The following is an 18,818-nucleotide window of genomic DNA, read 5'->3' as shown; positions in this document are numbered from 1 at the left end:
CCCTGGTCAGACCTCGCGCGGGACCCGTCGCGTGAGGGTCATGAGGCGGCACATCACGCGGTGACCGCGGTCCGCGGCCCGCCCGTACATGAGCGGGCAGCCGCCGTCGATGACGGTGAGACCGTGCTCGCGACCGAGCCGCGCGGCGTCGTCGTCGACGCTGCCGCGGTCCACCGAGCGGTGCATCCACACCTGCCCGACGCCGAGGTCGATCGCCTCCTGCACGGTCGCCCGCGCGTGCTCGGGCCGGGTCGCGACGACGACCGCGTCGACGCCGCCCGGGATCGCGCCCAGCGTCTCGTACGCCCGGTCACCCTCCACCGTGGCGGCGTGGGGGTTGACCGCGAACACCTCGTACCCCACCTCCCGCAGGCGTCGGTACACGACATTCGCGCCGTGGCTCTCCGGTGTCCGTGAGACGCCCGTGACGGCGATCCGCCGGGACTCCAGGAACGTGTCCGCTGCGTCTTTGATGCTGGTCATGGTCCGCTCCGCACCGAGTCGTCCCCTCGACGCTAGCGAGGGCGACGGTGCCGTGGCCCGGGACCATCGGCCCGACCTCGGACTCCCCTGCGCGGGGACGTGTCGAGGCGCGCCGGCCGTCAGTCCTCGATCGCCTCGACGCCCTGCCGGTCGAGCTCGTCGAGGTGCGCGCGCATCGTCGCGAGCTGCTCGGGCGGGTGACCGACCCAGTCGGCGATCTCCCCGACGACGCGCACCGGCTCGCGCGTGCGGTACGACCGCGTGGGGTTCCCCGGGAAGCGCTGGTCGGTGACGTTCGGGTCGTCCTCGAGGTCGCCGGTCGGCTCGACCACGTAGATCCGTCCGCGTCCGTCGCCCGCGGCGAGCTCGGCACCCCACGTCGCGGCGTCGAGCGTCTGCGTGACGTAGACGAACCCGGCGGCGCGGCCTGCGCCGTAGTTCGACCGTCGACCGGCCTCGATCAGCGACCCCACGGCCAGGTCGGCCTTGGTGCCGTGCAGGTAGGCGCCGGACTCGTGGACCTCGAACGGGACCGGTGCGTCGGGCATCACAGCCTCCTCGTCGTCGTCGCTCTCGAGTGCACCTTGGCACGTCCGGCACGGTCGCGCGTTCCTGCCGCGTGCACGCGTCGGCAGGTCGTCGCCGGGCGTCGCCGTCGGGCGTCGTGACGTCGACCACGTCGGCGTGCCGTCCGCGCGAGGCAGGCTTATTGTGGACAACGTGTCCAGTAATTCGTCGTCACCGCGCGCCGGACGCCCCCGCTCCGAGCGGACCCGGCACGCGATCCTCGACGCCGCGACCGACCTCGCGCTCGAGGGCGGCCGGGTCCCGACGATCGACGCGGTCGCGTCGCGCGCCGGCGTCTCCCGGACGACGATCTACAAGTGGTGGCCGTCGTCGGCCGCGGTGCTCGCCGAAGGGCTGCTCGACCGGTTCCACGAGAGCATCGAGTTCGACGACGCGCTCCCCGTCCGTGAGGCGCTGACGCTCCAGGTCGACGCCCTCGTCACGCTGCTGCGCGACACCCCCGCCGGGCAGCTCGTCCGCCAGCTCCTCGCGGCGGCCGCGAGCGACCGTGCGGTCGGCGTCGCGATGCTCGAGCGCTGGCTCGAACCACGGCGCGCGACCGCGGCGCACCACCTGGAGCGCGGCGTCCAGCAGGGCGGCGTCCGCGCCGACGTCGACACCACACTCGTCGTCGACGTGCTGTTCGCCCCCGTCTACCACCGGCTCGTCTGGGGTCACGCCCCCCTCGACGACGACCTCGCCCGGCAGGTCTGCGACCTCGTCTGGCCCGCCGTCGCCGCGCCGACCACCGCAACCACCGCCGCGTCCTGACCTTCGCGACGACACCACCACCGAGAGAAGGACCATGACCACCGTCGCCAAGAACATCGTCGACACCCTCGTCGCCTCGGGCGTGAAGCGCGTGTACGGCATCCCCGGGGACTCGCTCAACGGCTTCACGGACGCGCTGCGCGGCTCCGGCATCGACTGGGTGCACGTGCGCCACGAGGAAGCCGCCGCGTTCGCCGCCGGGGCCGAGGCCGCCCTCACGGGCGAGCTCGCCGTCGCGGTCGGCAGCGCCGGCCCGGGCAACCTGCACCTCATCAACGGCCTCTACGACGCGCAGCGCTCGCGCGTCCCCGTCCTGGCGATCGCCGCGCACATCCCCACCGAGGAGATCGGCAGCGGCTACTTCCAGGAGACGCACCCGCAGGAGCTGTTCCGCGAGGCGTCGGTCTACTCCGAGTACGTCTCGTCGCCCACCCAGATGCCGCGCATCCTGCGCACCGCGATCCAGACCGCGCTCGAGAGGCGCGGCGTGGCCGTCGTCGTGATCCCCGGCGACGTCGCCCTGTCCGAGGCGCTCGACACCACCGCGACCCCGGTCCGCGCGACGCGCCCGCGCGTGCTGCCGTCGTCGTCCGAGCTCGACGAGGCGGCCGCGCTCCTGAACGACGCCAAGCGCGTGACGATCCTCGCGGGAGCCGGCGCCGAGCACGCCCACGACCAGGTCGTCGCACTGGCGGGCAAGCTCGCCGCGCCCGTCGTGCACACCCTGCGCTCCAAGCAGTTCGTCGAGCACGACAACCCCTACGACGTCGGCATGACCGGCCTGCTGGGCTTCGCCTCCGGGTACAAGGCGATGGAGGCCGCCGACACGCTGATCATGCTCGGCACCGACTTCCCGTACCGGGCCTTCATCCCCGAGAAGGCGAAGGTCGTCCAGATCGACCTGCGCGGCGAGCACCTCGGTCGCCGCACACCGCTCGCCCTCGGCCTCGTCGGCGACGTCGCCGAGACCGTCGACGCGCTCCTCCCCCTGCTCCCGCAGCAGACCGACCGCGAGCACCTCGACGAGGCCCTCGCGCACTACGCCAAGACGCGCACGAAGCTCGACGACCTCGCCACCCCGCGCAAGGGCACGCAGCCGCTGCACCCGCAGTACGTCGCGCGCGTCATCGACGAGCTCGCCGCCGACGACGCCGTCTTCATCCCCGACGTCGGCTCCCCCGTCATCTGGGCCGCCCGCTACCTGCGCATGAACGGCCGGCGCTCGCTCATCGGGTCGTTCATCCACGGATCGATGGCCAACGCGCTGCCCCAGGCCGTCGGCGCGGCGGCCGCCACAGGCCGCCAGGTCGTCGCGATGTCCGGCGACGGCGGCGTCGCGATGCTCCTCGGCGAGCTCCTGACCCTCACGCAGAACCGCCTGCCCGTGAAGGTCGTCGTCTTCAACAACGCGTCCCTCAACTTCGTCGAGCTCGAGATGAAGGCCGCCGGCTTCGTCACCAACGCCACCGATCTCGAGAACCCGAGCTTCGCCGCGATCGCCGAGGCCGCCGGGCTCAAGGCGTTCCGCGTCGACGCGTCCGCCGACCTGCACGGGGCGCTGAAGGAGGCGTTCGCCTACGACGGTCCCGCGCTCATCGACGTCGTCACCGAGCGTCAGGAGCTCACGATCCCGCCGTCGGTCAAGCTCGACCAGGCCAAGGGCTTCGCCCTCTACGCCCTCCGCACCCTGCTCTCGGGCCGCGGCGACGAGCTCCTCGACCTCACCCGCGCCAACCTCCGCCAGGTCTTCTGACGCGGGGGGTCGTCCCGGACGATCGGCAGCGGCCTCGGTCGCACCTTGCACGGGCGTTCGAAGTCGTTCAAACTTGACGCATGTTCACCGGGAATGAACACGATCACAATGTGAACAGCCTGCTGGACGCGGCGATCGACGTCCTCGCGCGGTGGGAGATTCGCGCGCTGCGCGAGGGCGACGTCCCCGCCCGGTTCGACGCGGTCCTCACGCTCGACGCCGGCACACGCGGCTCCGCGCGCTTCCCGACCCTCGTCAAGCTCGGCCAGGTCGACCGTCAGCGCGCCACCGCCCTGCCGCTCCCCGGGGGTTTACCCGTCCTGGTCGTCGCCCCCTACGTGCCTACAGCCGCCGCCGAGGTGCTGCGCAAGCGCGGTGTGGCGTTCGTTGACGCGGCGGGGAACGTGAGCCTCGCGTGGGACGGGATGTCGCTCGACGTGCTCGGGCAACGGCCCGCGACGCCCGCTCCGCCGCGCAAGGACCCCACGGCATCCAGGGCGTTCACCCGCTCAGGAGCACAGGTGGTCTTCGCCCTCCTGGCGCGGAAGGACCTCGTCGGTCGGCCCGTGCGTGAGATCGCGGCCGCCAGCGGGACGTCGATCGGCACCGTGCACTCGGTGATCGGCGCACTGTCCGACGCCGGGTACGTCGTCGGTTCCGGACAGGACACCGCCCTGAACCGCGCCGGTGAGCTCCTCGACCGTTGGGCCGAGTCCTACACCGTGAACCTGGCACGCAAGTTGGAGCTCGGCTCGTTCGCCCTGCCTGACACCGGCCGGGCCGACGAGCTCGAGCACGCCCTCCTCAGCCACGGCGCACAGCTCGGCGGCGAGCTGGCGGCCTCCCGCATCGACGACCACCTGCGACCGGCGACTGCCACCTTCTACGTCGACGCCGTACCTGCTTCACTCGTCGCCGCCTTCCGGCTGCGGCCCGACGACGACGGACCGGTTCGCCTCAGGCGACGCTTCTGGCGCGTGCCGGACGACTCCGCGGGCATGGTCTCGTCACCGCTCGTCTACGCCGACCTGGTGTCGTCGGGCGATCCGCGGCAGCGCGAGCACGCAGAGAGGATCAGGGCTGTCGATGATCGACTTGTCGAGCTCGACCGAACCTAGCCTCGGGATCGCCGCGCTGGTGCTGGCCGAGATCCAGCCGCTCGCTGACCGCCACAGCGTCCCGCTGATGGTCGTCGGCGCCACCGCACGCGACATCCTGGCCGCGGCGACGGTCGGCACGCAGCCCGCACGTGCGACCCGTGACGTCGACGTCGCGGTCGCCGTCGCGTCCTGGGCCGCATTCCGGACGATGGCCTCGCATCTGACCCCCGACGGTCGCGCACGGCACAGGTTCCGCGTGTCCGGTGTCCCGCTCGACGTCGTCCCCTTCGGCGGGGTCGAGACGCGCGGGCGCGTGCTCGACTGGGGTGACGGGACGCGCATGAGCGCGCTCGGGCTCCGTGAGGCGCACGCCAAGGCTGAGACCGTGCTGCTCCCCGGTGGGCTCGAGGTGCTGGTCCCCACCGTCGCCGGGCTGACCGTCCTGAAGCTGTGCGCGTGGTCCGAACGACGGCTGGAGACCCGACGCGACGCCGTCGATCTGCAGACGATCCTCGACTGGCAGACGAGCGGCCCAATCCTCGACGCCGCGTACGACGACGTGGCGGTCCTGGAGTCGTACGACTTCGACCCCGAGCTCGCGTCGATCCACCGGCTCGGGCGCTGCATGGCCGAGCTCCTCGACCAGGAGGCCGGATCGATCGCCGCGCTCCTGGATGACGAGGCGGTCGCCAGGCTCGTCGCCGACATGCCGTCGACCGTTGCGAACCAGCGGCACAGAGTCCTTGCCCTCCGCCGCGGGCTGTCCGACGGTACGCCCGCCTGACACGGGGTCGCCCGGCCGCACGACGAAGGCCCGCCCTGCAGAGCAGGGCGGGCCTTCGTCGGTACGTGGAGGTGGCGGGAATCGAACCCGCGTCCGATGACGTGGAACCAGGGATTCTCCGGGTGCAGTCCGTGATGGATTTTCTCGGCCTCCACCACTCCCACGGACGAGAAGGTGGACAGGCCCAGTCAGCTAGAAGTCCCGATCCTCACACTGACGATGAGGACCAGCAGTGGCTCTCTAGATGACGCCGGGAACTAAGTCGAGAGCGTACTTAGGCCGACGGACTTCGAAGCTCGCTCAGGCGGCGAGGGCGAAGTCGGTGCGCTTGTTATCGGCACCTATGATTTGCACGGAGCGTTGACGAGATAACCGTGCGTCCTCGACCCGCTTCTCCTGGCTCGACGATCACCGTCGAAACCGATCACCCCCATGTTCAGTTTTCAAGCTGCCGGCCCGAGGCTCACCTGCGGAGCGGCACGGTCCAGCCTACTGCCCCAACGCCGCCCCCGTCGCACTGATTCCCGGGCGGACGGCCGCAGCGGCACTCGACGGCCGGGGCGACCGGGCTGTGGATGACGCTCCCGCCGAGATGTCCGATTCGACTACCTTCGCCCCCATGTCGAACCGCGCAAGGGGGCACGGCCGAACCCGTACAGCCGTCGCGGCACTGATCGCTGGTCTCATGGTCGCCGCTGCCGTCGGATGCTCGCCCGACGCTCGACCTGTCGTCGCAGACTCTGCGCGACCGACGAGCGCGCCGTCTCCCACCCCGAGTGTCACGCCCTCACCATCGCTGGCATCCGGGTCGGACGAAGTCGCGGGCCTGCCCGACGGGGTGAAGCCAACGCGACCGGCGGCCCTCGACGGTCCTGCAACGCTCGCGGGAGCCGAAGCCGTTCTCGGGTACTGGCTCCAGCTGCTCACCTATGCCCAACAGGTCGGAGACACGACCGAGACGAAGCAGCTCAGTCATCCGGACTGCGTGTATTGCAGCAGCATGAACGGCGCCATCGACGAGTTGATCTCTCGCGCGGGGCACTCCGAAGGAGGAGGCGTTGCGGTCTCGGACGTCTCTGGCTCAGAAGTCACGCCGGGAGCATGGTTTGCCATCAGGCTCACGCTCGTCGAAGAACCCTCCCGCGAAGTCACGGCGTCGGGGATGGTGACGAAGCGGTACGACGAGCGCAAGACCTACGCGATCGACGCCGCCGTCGTCCACGAGAACGGCGAGTGGAAGATCCGGGAAGTGAGTTACGACGTCGTCGCTCGGGAGACAACGCCCGCGAGTGCACCGTGATCCGGTGGAGGACACTGTCCATCGTCGTCGTCACGGGCGCCGTGTTGACCGTCGCGACTGCCGCTGGCGCTGTCACTCACGAGGCCGACGCCGAGGGTGACGCAGTCATGGTGAATGCGTTCGAGGCGGAGCGGGAGCTCAGAAGGCAACGGAGCATCGACCCGCGGCTCGCGACGACGCGTTACGCACGAGCGCCGATGTGCAACATGTCGACCGGCGGCGGCACGGAGATGGGCGACGCGGACGACGCCTTCGGTGAGGGCGACAGCGACGGCGACGGACGCATCGCGTGCGGACCCTCGAACACGACGGTTCCCGTCCCCGTCTGCGTCGACGGGCCGCCCGTTCTCCCGCTCTGGCGGCAGACGCGGGCTGAGTTCACCGACCCGTGGCCGGCCGAATGGACGCTGGCGCTGGGGTACTCGTGCCCGGAGGACGCCGTGCCGACGATGACGGCGGCGGACTTCCGGCGGTTGCCGTTGGCGGCGCCTGTGCTGCGGTTGCAGCCGGACCGGGGGTGGGTGCTGGTCAACAAGGAGACGGTCGTCATGACCGATCCCGCCGAGCAGACGTTGCGGACGGACCTGCTCGGGTACGGGGTCGACGTGGTGGCGACGCCCGCGAGCTACCGGTACGACTTCGGCGACGGGTCCGCGGACCTGGTCACGACCAGCCCCGGGCATGCCTGGCCGAACCACGACACGTTCCACTTCTACGAGCGGCTCGGCACGGTGCAGGTCACGCTGACGACGACCTGGCAGGGCCGCTACCGGGTTGACGGCACGACGGTGTGGCGCGACGTCAACGGCACGGCGACGACCGCGACGACGAGCGCGCCCTTCACCGTCGAGGAGCGGCGGTCACGGCTGGTCGACGACCTCTGCACCGACATCCCGAAACCCGACGACTGCTGATGCCGTCCCCGGCTCACCGCCCGCCCGGGCGTCGCATCCGTCAGACGAGGTCCGCGAGGAGGTCGGCGGCGCGGGCTGCGCCGTCGGTCTCGACGGGGCGGTAGGCGACCTCGCGGCCGGCCTCCTTGGCGATGGCTTCCGCCAGGCCGTCGGGGTCGACCGCCTCCTCGTAGGGCAGGTGGCGGCCGGCCTCGTAGCGGTCGAGGCGGGCGCGGACGTGGAACGACTGCTCGAAGTGGTGGCGGAGCGGGACGTACACGAACGGCTTGCGCAGGGCGGTGAGCTCCATGCAGGTGGTGAGCCCGCCCTGCACGACGGCGACGTCGCACGCGGCGGACAGGCGGTAGAGGTCGGGGACGTAGCCGAGCACGGTCGCGCCGTCCGGCGCGGAGAACGATGCGGGGTCGATGCGGGGTCCGGCGACGACGACGAACCGGAGGTCGGGGGCCAACGACCGGGCTGCGGGGACGGCGTCGAGCACGCGCTGCAGCATCGGGCCGCCGACGCCGGAGCCGCCGACGGTCACGACGCACAGGCGCTCGTCGGTTCCGACACCGAGCGAGGCACGCACGGCAAGCGCCTCGGCGGCGGCCGCGACCGGGTCGAAGCCCGTCACGTAGCCCGCGAACGAGAAGTTGTCCGCGGTCCAGGAACGGATCGACGGCAGGTCCGGGCCGAAGGGCTGGTCCACGACGTCGTCGAGCGAGCCGACGAACACCGACCGGTCGCGCACCCGCGCGAAGCGAGCACGTTGCTCGATCATCTCGGCGTTGTAGTCGGCGGTCAGCGCGGCCTCGTGCGGGCCACCGTCGGGCATCGGCAGCCAGCCGACGAAGTCCGTCATCCACGCGAACGCGAACCGCTTGAGCTCGGGATTCTCGTGGAGGAAGTAGTCGACGTCCCACGCCTCGTCCCCGACGACCAGGTCGTAGTCGCCGCCCTCGACGACGTCGGAGAACACCATGAAGTTGTTCACGAGGATCTCGTCCATGCGCCGGATCGCCTGGAACGCGTGCAGGTCGTGCTCGCCGGCCTCGTGCTCGACGTGCCCGGACTCGTTGCGCAGCCAGGCGGACGCGGGGTGGACGCGCTCGCCGTGCTGGGCGAGGACGCGGGTCACGGGGTGCTGCGCGAGCCAGTCGATCTCCAGGTCGGGCCGACGCTCGCGGAGCGCGGCGGCGATCGCGACGTCACGCTGGGCGTGCCCGAGGCCGATCGGGGACGACAGGTAGAGCACGCGACGTCGACGGTTGCGGGCACGGGTCCAGGTGCGCCGGACGAGGGCGTCCGCGGCTCCGGCTCCGGCGACGCGGGTCGGCGCGGCGCGTCCGTCGTCGGCGGGGCCTGTCCGGGACCTGTCGGCGTCGAATGCCGACCCGACGGACGACGCGGACGGGATCACCACGGGTCCCTCGACGCGCGGTGCGCCGGAAGGACCGGCGACGCGTTCGACGAACGAGCGGATGAGGTGGTTCGTCTTCACGGGGTCACGCGCGGGCGGGCCGTGGCCGGCGCCGTCGAGGACGACGAGCGACCCGCGGGTGAGCTCGGCGAGGCGCTCGCCGAACGCGAGAGGACGGATGCGGTCGTCCGAGCCGTGGACGACGAGCACGGGGCAGGTCACGGCGCGCGTGAGCGGCACGATCGACTCGCACACGGCGCCGTCGCACCCGAGCCGACCGGCCGTCGTGTCGGCCAGCACCGATGGCGTGATCTGGTGCGCCCACCCGACGCAGTCCTCGATCTGCTTCGTCGAGTGCGGTTCGGGGAACATGCGCCGGAAGAAGAAGTCGACGAAGTCGTCGTACCCGCCGCCGAGCCAGTAGTGCTTGTTGTACTTCGCCCAGCCGTCGGTGGAGTCGAGCGGCTCGTGCCAGGGGACGTGGTCGCGGTCGGGGGTGCGCACGTCGAGCCCGCACGACGGGGCGATCGCGACGATCCCGCGCACGCGGGACGGGTGCCGGGCGGCGTGGTGGACGGCCCAGGCAGCACCGCACGACAAGGTCACCAGCACGGGCGCGTCCGTCGACGTGGCGTCGAGGACGGCGAGCAGGTCGGCCGCGTACTCGGTGTCGGTGTAGGCGGCGGCACCGACGGGTCGCGAGGACGCGCCGCTCCCCCGCCCGTCGAAGGTGACGACGCGGAAGTGCCGGGCGAGATAGCCGACCTGCAGCTTCCAGAACCGCGACGGCACGATCGACCACGTCGGCACGAGCACCACGGTCGGGACGAACGCGTCGTGGTGGTCCCCGTAGACGGCCCAGGCGATCCGCACGTCGCCGCGCGTCGCGACGCCCTCGACGTCGGGATCGGCGGCGCGGCTGGGGTGGTGCCCGGGCGTGGCCCGGGGGCCGTGGCTCACAGACGCAGTCTGCGCCGCCGCGGCCCCCAGGTCACCCCCTCGCCCCGGCCCGACCGCACCGGCGGCCTGGGGCGCTCGCGACGGGCGCGGGGCTCGCGGACTGCTCACGGCCGGATCTCGAACACGTTGTTGAAAGGCGTCGCGGCCGCGGTGCGGAACGAACCATCGAACCCGCCGGCGGTCGCGACGTCGCGGATGCGCGCGGGTCCGGCCTGCGTGCCGAGCGCGAGGCCGACGTCCTGCGACAGCGACGCGGGCGTGCACAGGAGCGTCGAGAAGCCGTAGTACGTGCGGCCGACGGGGTTGAGGTTGTCCTCGACGCGGTCGCCGGCCTTGGGCTCGACGACCATCCAGGTGCCGTCGTCGGCGAGCGCCTGGCGGACGTAGCGCGCGGCGCCGACGGGGTCGCCCATGTCGTGCAGGCAGTCGAACATCGCCACGAGGTCGAACCCCTGTCCGGTGAACTCGGTGGCCGACGCGACCTCGAACGTCACGCGGTCCGCGACGCCGGCCTCCTCGGCCCGGGCCCGCGCGACGGCGATGGACGCCGCGTGGTAGTCGGACCCGACGAACGTCGAGTTCGGGAACGCCTGCGCCATGAGGATCGTCGACGCACCGTGCCCGCAGCCGACGTCGGCCACGCGCGCCCCGGCGGTCAGCTTCTCCACGACGCCGGACAGGGCCGGGAGCCACTCGTTCAGCAGGTGCCCGTTGTACATCGTGCGGAAGAACCGCTCGCACCCGTGGTGCACGTCGCCGTTGTGCGCGTGCCACCCGAGCCCGTCGCCGTCGGTCGCGGCGGTGAGGATCTCCGGCGCGTCACGGACGGTGCCTGCGGCGAGCTGGAAGAACCCGGGCAGGTACGCGGGGCTGGTCGGGTCGGCGAGCGCGGCCGCGTGCTCGGCGGGCAGGGTGTAGCGGCGCGTCGACGGGTCGTACTCGACGTAGCCGCCGGCGGCCTGCGCCGACAGCCACTCCCGCGCGTACGGCTCGGCGGTCGCGGTGCGCTCGGCGAGCGACGCCGGGGTGATCGGCTCGCCGTCGGCCATCGTGCGGTAGTAGCCGAGCTTGTCGCCCATGACGACGAGCGCGGTGTTGAGCGTGGCGCCGACCTCATCGACGGCACGGAAGACGAAGGACATGAGCTTGTCGGGATCGATGGTGCGCTGCGGCGCGTCGGCCTGGAGGGTCACGGTGGTTCTCCTTGAGCGGGATGTCATGGACGGAATGTCCGGGTTCGACTCTCCCGGCCCGCGCTACGGCGTCGCATCAGGGGGTCCCCCTGGGGTCTCCCTAGAGTGGGACGGTGCTGGTCGGCCGCGAGCGCGAGCGCCAGGTGATCCGCTCCCTGGCGGCCGGCGCGCGCGTCGGGCAGGGCGGCACGCTCGTCGTCGTCGGCGAGGCGGGGATCGGCAAGTCGGCACTGCTGCACGACGCCGCCGACGACGCGGCCGCGCACGGCATGACGACGTTGCGCGCGCAGGGCGTGGTCGGTGAGCGCGACGTCCCGTTCGGCGGCCTGCTGCAGCTGCTGCGCCCGGTGCTCGACCACCTCGACGGGTTGCCCGCACCGCAGGCGGACGCGCTCGGGGCGGCGCTCGCGCTACGGCCCGGGTCGGCGGGCGAGCGGTTCGCCGTCGGCGCGGGTGTCCTCGGGCTGCTGAGCCGCGCCGCGGAGGACGCACCCCTCGCGCTCGTCGTCGACGACGCGCACCTGCTCGACCCGCCGACCGCGCACGCGCTGACGTTTGCCGCGCGACGCCTGACGGCGGACCCCGTGGTCGTGCTGCTCGCGGTCCGCGCGGGGCAGCCGTCGACCGTCGTCGAGGCAGGTCTCCCGACGATGACCCTGACCGGTCTCCCCGAGGACGACGCCGACGTGCTCCTGCGGAGCGCGGGGCGCCGCCTGTCCGCCCCGGACCGGTCGCGCCTGCTCGCGGCGACGGGCGGCAACCCGCTGGCGCTGCTCGAGCTGCCCGACGACGGCACGCTCGGCGCGCTGCCCGACGGCGCCCCCATCCCTGTCCCGGCGTCGCTCGCCCGCGCGTTCGCGGCCAGGGCCGACGCGCTGTCCCCCGCGGCACGGACGGCACTGCTGGTGGCGTCGGCCGCGGTCGGCGACCCGGCGGCCGCGGCGGCCGCCTGCACGATGCTGGGCGCCGACGCCTCCGACCTCGACGAGGCGGCGGCGGCCGGGCTCGTCACCGTCGACGCCGGACGCGTGGCCTTCCGGCACGACCTCGTGCGGTCGGCGGTCTGGACGGAGGCGACCTCCGCCGAACGTCGCGCGGTGCACCGTGCGCTCGCGGCCGTCGTCCCGTCCGGGGCGCTCGACCGACGGGCGTGGCACCTCGGCGAGGCGACCACGGCCCCCGACGAGGACGTCGCCGCGACGCTCGACGCCGCCGCGGCCGCCGCGCGCGACCGGGGCGCGCACGCGGTCGCCGCTGCGGGGTTCGAGCGCGCGGCGGCGCTCACACCGGACCCTGCCGTGCGGGCACGTCGACGGGTCACCGCCGCGGAGTCCGCGTGGCGCGCGGGTCAGCCCGAGACGGCGCTCGACCTGCTCGCCGCGTCGTCGGCGCTTCCCCGCACGCCGGACGTCGCCCTGCGCGCCGCCGCGCTGGAGGGTGCCGTCACCGCGCGGACCGGGTCCGTCGAGCGGGCACGTGACGTGCTCGTCGCGGCCGGGTCGAGCGCCGACGACCCCGACACGGCCGTCCCGTTGCTGGCCGAGGGCGTGCTGGCAGCGCAGTACGCGGGCGACATCGCGACCGCGGCGGACGTCGGACGTCGTATCGAGGGCCTGCTGCCCGACCTGCGTACCGACCGCTCGCGCTGGCTCGGGTCGATGGCCGTCGGCGTCGCCGACATCCTCACGGGCACCGGCGGACCGGATCGGCTGCACGACGCGACGGCGCACGTCGCGGACGACCCCGCCCTGCTCGAGGACCCGGCGCTCGCACCCTGGCTCGTCATCGGCCCGCTCTACCTGCGTGAGGCGGGCACTGCGCGCGCCGTCATCCCGACCGTCGTCGCGCACCTGCGCCGCCGCGCCGACCTGGGCGCGCTGCCGATGCTGCTGTTCTACGTCGCGCGGGACCAGGCCACGACGGACCGCTGGAACGACGCGGCGGCGACCTACACGGAGGGGGTCGGGCTGGCGCGCGAGGCCGGGCAGGCGTCCGACCTCGCCGCCGGTCTCGCGGGACTCGCGTGGCTCGAGGCACGGCAGGGCGCGGTCGACGCGTGCCGCGCGCACGCGGCCGAGGCGCTCGACCTCGCGACGTCGCTGCACCTCGGGTTCTTCCGCGCGTGGGCGATGGCGGCGCTCGGCGATCTCGCCCTCGGGGCCGGGGACGCGCAGGAGGCGCTCGACGCCTACCTGCGGCTCGTCGCGCTCCTCGTCGACCTCGGCTTCGGCGACGTCGACGTGTCTCCCGCGGCCGACATGGTCGACGCGCTCGTGCGGCTCGACCGTGTCGACGACGCCCTGCCGCTCGTCGACGACCTCACCCGGCGCGCGCAGGAGAAGGGCCAGCCGTGGTCGGTCGCGCGTGCCGCGCGTGCCCGCGGGCTCGTCGCCGCCGACGCCGAGATCGACACGTGGTTCGGCGCCGCTCTGGCCGCGAACGCGCGCACCCCCGACGTCTTCGAGACCGCGCGCACCCGGCTCGCGTACGGGTCGCGGCTGCGTCGGGCACGTCGTCGGACCGAGGCCCGCACCCACCTGCGCGAGGCGCTCAGCACGTTCGACGCGCTCGGTGCCGCTCCCTGGGCCGACCAGGCCGTCGCCGAGCTCCGCGCGACGGGAGCGACCGCCCACCGCCGGGACGTCACGGGCCTCGACCACCTGACGCCGCAGGAGCTGCAGGTCGCCCGCACGCTCGCCGCGGGCCGCACGACGCGCGAGGCGGCGGCGGCGCTGTTCCTCAGCCCGAAGACGATCGAGTACCACCTGCGCAACGTCTACACGAAGCTCGGTGTGCGGACCCGTGCGGACCTGGCGACGGCGCTCGCCGACCGGTCCTGACGGCGCCCCATTCAGAGCTCGCGACGGACGACCACGCGCGGACGGCCCCCTGACCGCCCCGAGGTGGGCGCGACGACGACGAAGCCGCCCGCCTCGAACAGCTCGACGCTGCCCACGTACCCGGAGATCAGGTCGACGCGGCTGCCCCCGGCCTCGATCGGGTAGCCCTCGACGACCTCCGCGCCGTGCGCCCGCGCGTGGTCCACCGCACCGGCGAGCAGGACGTGCATCAGGCCGCGCTTGCGGAACGGCGGCCGGACGACGAAGCAGACGACGCTCCACGGGTCGCGGTCGTCGACGAACGGGATCGTCCGCGAGCGCATGAGCCGCCTGTACGTCGAGCGCGGAGCCACCGAGCACCAGCCCGCGGGCTCGTCGTCGACGTACGCGAGGACGCCCGGCCCGGGATCCGTCGCGCACTGCTGCCGCATGTAGTCCGCACGCTGGTCGTTCGGCACCGACGAGTCGCGGTACGCGGTGCACCAGCAACCGCCGGCGGTCGGGCTCTTCGTGCCGACGACCAGGCGGAAGTCCTCGAAGCGCCCGTGCGCGGGGCGGACGTCGGTCGTCATCGCCCCAGGGTAGGGACGACGTCCGACGCACGCGCCGACGGGCGGTGCCGTCCCCTCCCGCGGCACCGCCCGTCCTCTGCGCCGGCCGACCGGCGTCGGCCGTCCCCGGTCAGCCGACCGGGCCCTGCGCCAGCGTGACCGCGGCCTCGGTCGAGGTGCCCGCCGCGACGGACTTCCACGTGAGCGTGACCGTGTCGCCCGGCGCGTGGCCCTCGAGCGCCGCGGCGAGCGCGTCCGCGCTGGTCACCGCGGTCCCGTCGACCGCCGTGATGACGTCGCCCGCAGCGAGTCCGGCCGTGGCCGCGGGGGTCCCGTCGAGGACGCCCGCGACGCGTGCGCCCGTGCCGTCGTCGGCGCCGAGCCCGATGCCGAGGAACGCCGGGTAGCCGAGGACGACGCCGTCGCCCGCGTGCCCGGCCTCGATCTGCTGCACGACCGCGACCGCGTCGACGATGTCGACCGCGTACGCGACCGTCGCGGTGCCACCGACCGACGCGGCCGTCGTCATGCCCACGACCTCGCCCTCGTCGTCGAGGACCGGCCCACCAGAGTCGCCTCCGACGACGGCCGCGGAGAACTCCAGCAGCCCGCTCAGCGTCTCGGAGCTGCCCGACGAGGACGTCGACGCCGTCATCGTCTCGTCCGTCCCACTGACCGCACCCGACGCCGCCACCAGGTCGCCCGTGCCCTCGGCGTTGCCCACGGCCGTGACCTCGTCGCCGACCTGCGCCCCGCCGTCGTCGTCGAGCGTGACCGTCGCGAGCCCCGACGCGTCCGTGAGCTGCAGCAGCGCGACGTCGGCGGACGCGTCGTAGCCGACGACCGTCGCCGCGTAGGTCTGTCCCGTCGACTCGACGGTGACGCTGATCGAGGTCGCACCCTCGACGACGTGGTGGTTCGTCAGGACCAGCCCGTCGGTCGTCAGCACCATGCCGGTGCCGGCCGACTCGCCGCCCTGGTAGCCCAGCGTGCTGGCGATCGTCACGACGCCGACCTGCTGCGCGTCGCTCGCCGGGGTCGCGGTCTGCGCGCTCGTCGTGCCCGTGCCGCTGCTGTCGTCGCTCGAACCCGGACCCGTGCGGCCACCCGGCGCCTGGCCGTCGGGCAGGTCGGGCATCGTCGGTCGCTCGCCGTCGGACCACGGCCGCGACGGCCACTCGGCGTCCGACACCTGGGGCCGGTCGTGCCCGTCGAGCACGCTCGTGATCCCCCACGCCGCGCCCCCACCGACCACCAGGCCGAGCGCGAGCGCGCCGGCGACCACACCGGCGGCGGCGCCGCGGCGCACGCTCAGCGGCGGCTTGGGCATCCGGGGCCCGCCGGGCGCGGCGGCGGTCGGTGCGCGGAACGGCCCGAAGCTGGCCCCCGGCGGGTACGGACCGGTCGGCGCGGCCTCTGCCGCGGCCGGGTAGCCCGGAGCGACCGGCACGGCGGTAGGTGCACCCGCGGGCGCGACGGGCACGGGCGCGAGTCCGCTCGCCGGTGCGGCCGGCACCTGCGGGGGTGCACTCACCGGAGCGGCTGCCACCGGCGCAGGTGCGCCCGTTGGAGCGGCGTGCTGCGACGCTGCCGCCGTCGTCGGCCGGTCTGCCGTGGTGCTCGCGTCGGGCACCGCGGGCCCGGCCGTGGTGCCGGTCCTGTCGGGCGCCGTGCCCTCCGTCGCCGGCTCCGGGCTCGTGCCCCGCGTCGATCGGGGCGTCTCGTCCCCGGGCGTGCCGCCGGTGCGGGTCGTGTCGTCCATCGTGTCCTCCTCGGCTCACGCGTCGTCCGTCGTCGAGGACCACACAACGCCCCGAACCCGGACGGGCACTGGAGCGGACCCGTGCGCCACCTGTGAGACGCAGACCTGTGCACAACTTCGACGTGCGTCGGCTCGGGTCGGGCACGCTCTGCGCTCGACGGGGGACGACGACCGGCCCGACGGGACCATGCAGGGGGACGCGATGCGCACGACGCGAGGCACCACGACCGACCTCCCGGCCACGACTTCGCGAGGACAGGTCCGGTGACGGGGTGGCGGATCGATCCCGCGGGCGTGGTCGGCGTCCTCGAGCGCGTCGACACGGCGTCGACGGACCTCGCCGCCGTCGTCGGGCGAGCGACAGACACGTGCGTCGAGGTCATGGCCGCCGCGCACGACGCCCTCGTCGCGACCGAGCTCGTGGCGTTCGTCGAGACGTACACCGCCCTGACGGCCGCGAACCTCGCACGCGTCGCGGCCCTCGCGACCGCCGCCTCCGACGCGTCCGCGCTCTACCAGGCGGGCGACGAGCAGATGGCCGACGAGACCCTGCGTGCCGCGCAGACGGCGTGGGGCTGGACGTCGTGACGACGTACGCCGGCATCGACCCGGACGCGATCCCCGGCCGCGACCTCCAGCCCGACGACCTCGACCGGCTCGCCACCGACCTCGTCGGCTCGTCGCGCGCGTTGCGCGCGGGCGGCGCCGAACTCGTCGACCGCTGGCGCGGGCTGTCGGCCGTCTACGAGGCCCCCGAGGCGCCCGCCCTGCTCGACGGCATCCTCCCCGTCGAGCCGGCGGCTGCGCGCTACGCCGACGCGCTCGCGCAGGTGGCGTCCGCCGTCCGCGAGTACGCCGAGACGATTCGCCCCCTCCAGCGCACCCTCTCCGGCCTGCGCGACGACGCCCGCTCCTTCCGCACCCGCGCCGCGGCGAGGGAACGCTGGGACGGCGACCAGGGCCTCGTCGACGAGAACACCCGGCTCGTGCACGCCGTCGGCGTCCAGCAGTCGCTGCTCGACGAAGCGGCCCGTCAGTGCGCCCTCCGCATCCGCGCCGCCACGCGTGGCGACAGCGCCCTACGGGAGTGCACCCCGGACGGCCTGCACCTCTCGCGCGCGACGACCCTCCCCGCCGACGACCAGCCGTGGGGCCACGTCGTCCGCCGCCACGACCCGTGCCCCAAGTCCGCCGCCGTCCAGGTCAAGCACTTCCTCTGGGACGGCATCGCCGTCGACAACGTGTGGGGCGGCGTGGTCGGCGCCGCCGGTCTGGTCGGCTTCGACGAGTCGTGGCACCACGACTGGTCGTACGCAGCGGCCTCGTTCACAGCGATGGGCGGCCTCTTCCGGACGGACTCCATCGGCTCGGACGCCCGCTACGAGACCGCAAAGTCGACAGTCGCCTGGGACCTTTGGAAGGACGACCCCGCACGCGCTGCAGGAACCGTCGCGATGTTCCTCCTCCCAGGCCTCGGCCCCGCTGGCGCCTTGTTGAAGGGAGCTCGCGCGACGGCCGCGATGAGCCGCACCAGTGCCGTTCTCCACGACGCGGCGATGCCCGCTCGCATCCTGCCGGCCGCTCGAACCAGCCTCGCGATGGACGACGTGGCGTCGGCGTCAAGAACCGTGACCGAGGCCGACGCTCCTTTCCCTGGCGATTTCACGCTCGCCCTCCTGTCGGACGGGACGTACCGCTCGCCGGCAGGGTTGATCTTCGGCCCGGATCCGGACACACGCTTCGACTCACGGGTCGACCATGTCCTGAACCATGCGGCCGACGCGCCGACGAGGCCGGGCGCGCACGGGGTCTTCACCGCAGACCCTCTTCGGACCACGGATGAGGCCTGGGGTGCTGTTCTGCGAGGTGACGCTGTGGTCCAGGTGCAGGGTCGCCGTAGGGTTTTCTACGTGAACATGCACCGTGACGTGGGGTTCGTCGGCGGCCAGAGCGGTGTCGCGTCGGGCAACCCGTCTGTCTCCTACATCAAGCTCGTCACGGTGGGGGACCACGTGATCTCGGCCTACCCGGTCGCCGGCATCCCGATGGGACGGTGAAGATGATCTGGCTCGCCGAGTGTCCCAACGACGACCAGGGCCTCGTGTGTCCTCTTGTCACGGAGAGCGGCCGCGTCATCCTGTTCTGCGACAGCGGCGGCGAGGCCTGGCTCGACCCCTCCGAGGTCTCCGAGGAGTCAGCGATCTACCCGTGGCAGCCAGACTGGCGAGTGACGGACGGCATCTCGGTCACTCCCGGGACGACCAGATGGGCCGACGCGCGCGACCTGCCCGACTTGTGGCGCTCGTACACGTGGCATGAGGCCTGAGCCGCGAGAACAGGCGAGACGGTCCTGGGCTGGGCATCCATCGACGGCAGCAACGACACCTCGTGGAACAGGAGGAGCGGGCTGTTCTGCTGGCTGAAGAACCTGGAGTGAA

General features: G+C 73.2%; 16 protein-coding genes and 1 other RNA gene. 10 read left to right on the top strand and 7 right to left on the bottom strand.

Annotated elements, in window-relative coordinates; all coding sequences use genetic code 11:
- Positions 1-6 precede the first annotated feature (6 nt).
- Both GXP71_RS03075 and arr read right to left on the bottom strand, forming a co-directional pair.
- Positions 7-483, bottom strand: coding sequence for a CoA-binding protein (locus tag GXP71_RS03075; RefSeq protein ID WP_162351451.1), 477 nt, complete (start codon positions 481-483; stop codon positions 7-9).
- A 119-nt stretch (positions 484-602) separates the two neighbouring features.
- Entirely contained in the window at positions 603-1,031 is a 429-nt protein-coding gene (arr, locus tag GXP71_RS03070; protein WP_124343467.1) for an NAD(+)--rifampin ADP-ribosyltransferase, read from the bottom strand.
- Between the two features lie 172 nt (positions 1,032-1,203).
- On the opposite strand from arr, the gene GXP71_RS03065 reads away from it, so the two are divergent.
- The 4 genes from GXP71_RS03065 to GXP71_RS03050 all read left to right on the top strand — a co-directional run bounded on the left by GXP71_RS03065 (position 1,204) and on the right by GXP71_RS03050 (position 5,458).
- Positions 1,204-1,821 (top strand): TetR/AcrR family transcriptional regulator, encoded by a 618-nt coding sequence (locus GXP71_RS03065; protein ID WP_238402590.1) that lies wholly within the window; start codon positions 1,204-1,206, stop codon positions 1,819-1,821.
- A 34-nt stretch (positions 1,822-1,855) separates the two neighbouring features.
- Positions 1,856-3,574, top strand: a complete 1,719-nt coding sequence (gene poxB / locus GXP71_RS03060) for a ubiquinone-dependent pyruvate dehydrogenase (protein ID WP_162351450.1) — start codon at positions 1,856-1,858, stop codon at positions 3,572-3,574.
- A 110-nt stretch (positions 3,575-3,684) separates the two neighbouring features.
- Positions 3,685-4,692: a type IV toxin-antitoxin system AbiEi family antitoxin gene (locus tag GXP71_RS03055; protein ID WP_162351449.1), complete on the top strand. Its 1,008-nt coding sequence runs from the start codon at positions 3,685-3,687 to the stop codon at positions 4,690-4,692.
- Positions 4,661-5,458 carry a nucleotidyl transferase AbiEii/AbiGii toxin family protein gene (locus GXP71_RS03050; RefSeq protein WP_162351448.1) on the top strand — a complete coding sequence of 266 codons (798 nt, stop codon included), beginning with the start codon at positions 4,661-4,663 and terminating at the stop codon, positions 5,456-5,458. The genes GXP71_RS03055 and GXP71_RS03050 overlap by 32 nt, the downstream gene beginning before the upstream one ends.
- Positions 5,459-5,521: 63 nt before the next feature.
- On the opposite strand, the gene ssrA is transcribed toward GXP71_RS03050, so the two are convergent.
- Positions 5,522-5,890: a transfer-messenger RNA gene (ssrA, locus tag GXP71_RS03045) on the bottom strand.
- A gap of 160 nt (positions 5,891-6,050) precedes the next feature.
- Between ssrA and GXP71_RS20240 the strand changes: the two genes are divergently transcribed.
- Together GXP71_RS20240 and GXP71_RS03035 are read left to right on the top strand one after the other, a co-directional pair.
- Positions 6,051-6,758 (top strand): DUF6318 family protein, encoded by a 708-nt coding sequence (locus tag GXP71_RS20240; RefSeq protein ID WP_370521009.1) that lies wholly within the window; start codon positions 6,051-6,053, stop codon positions 6,756-6,758.
- Positions 6,755-7,672, top strand: coding sequence for a hypothetical protein (locus GXP71_RS03035; protein WP_162351446.1), 918 nt, complete (start codon positions 6,755-6,757; stop codon positions 7,670-7,672). The genes GXP71_RS20240 and GXP71_RS03035 overlap by 4 nt, the downstream gene beginning before the upstream one ends.
- 40 nt (positions 7,673-7,712) lie before the next feature.
- Here GXP71_RS03035 and GXP71_RS20235 read toward each other — a convergent pair whose 3' ends face one another.
- A complete protein-coding gene (locus tag GXP71_RS20235) occupies positions 7,713-10,034 on the bottom strand; it encodes an alpha/beta fold hydrolase (protein WP_238402588.1) in 2,322 nt (773 codons plus the stop codon).
- Between the two features lie 104 nt (positions 10,035-10,138).
- Positions 10,139-11,227 (bottom strand): class I SAM-dependent methyltransferase, encoded by a 1,089-nt coding sequence (locus tag GXP71_RS03025; RefSeq protein ID WP_238402586.1) that lies wholly within the window; start codon positions 11,225-11,227, stop codon positions 10,139-10,141.
- Positions 11,228-11,340: 113 nt separating this feature from the next.
- Here GXP71_RS03025 and GXP71_RS03020 point away from each other — a divergent pair, with 113 nt between their 5' ends.
- On the top strand, positions 11,341-14,067 hold the full coding sequence (locus GXP71_RS03020) for a LuxR family transcriptional regulator (RefSeq protein ID WP_162351444.1): 2,727 nt from the start codon (positions 11,341-11,343) through the stop codon (positions 14,065-14,067).
- A gap of 11 nt (positions 14,068-14,078) precedes the next feature.
- Here GXP71_RS03020 and GXP71_RS03015 read toward each other — a convergent pair whose 3' ends face one another.
- Complete coding sequence (locus GXP71_RS03015) at positions 14,079-14,639, bottom strand: GNAT family N-acetyltransferase (RefSeq protein ID WP_162351443.1); 561 nt, start codon at positions 14,637-14,639, stop codon at positions 14,079-14,081.
- A gap of 109 nt (positions 14,640-14,748) precedes the next feature.
- Entirely contained in the window at positions 14,749-16,152 is a 1,404-nt protein-coding gene (locus GXP71_RS03010; RefSeq protein WP_238402584.1) for a S1C family serine protease, read from the bottom strand.
- A 492-nt stretch (positions 16,153-16,644) separates the two neighbouring features.
- Between GXP71_RS03010 and GXP71_RS03005 the strand changes: the two genes are divergently transcribed.
- The 3 genes from GXP71_RS03005 to GXP71_RS02995 are packed head-to-tail and all read left to right on the top strand — an operon-like array spanning position 16,645 to position 18,706.
- Complete coding sequence (locus GXP71_RS03005) at positions 16,645-16,968, top strand: DUF6507 family protein (protein WP_162351442.1); 324 nt, start codon at positions 16,645-16,647, stop codon at positions 16,966-16,968.
- Positions 16,950-18,437, top strand: a complete 1,488-nt coding sequence (locus GXP71_RS03000) for a hypothetical protein (protein WP_162351441.1) — start codon at positions 16,950-16,952, stop codon at positions 18,435-18,437. The genes GXP71_RS03005 and GXP71_RS03000 overlap by 19 nt, the downstream gene beginning before the upstream one ends.
- Positions 18,434-18,706 (top strand): hypothetical protein, encoded by a 273-nt coding sequence (locus GXP71_RS02995; protein ID WP_202924325.1) that lies wholly within the window; start codon positions 18,434-18,436, stop codon positions 18,704-18,706. The genes GXP71_RS03000 and GXP71_RS02995 overlap by 4 nt, the downstream gene beginning before the upstream one ends.
- The last annotated feature ends 112 nt before the right edge of the window (positions 18,707-18,818 follow it).

This window comes from Cellulomonas sp. H30R-01 (genome assembly GCF_010119915.1).
Lineage (GTDB): Bacteria > Actinomycetota > Actinomycetes > Actinomycetales > Cellulomonadaceae > Cellulomonas > Cellulomonas algicola.
Note: the sequence above shows the minus strand (reverse complement) of the source record. Positions and strands in the feature narration are given on the sequence as shown.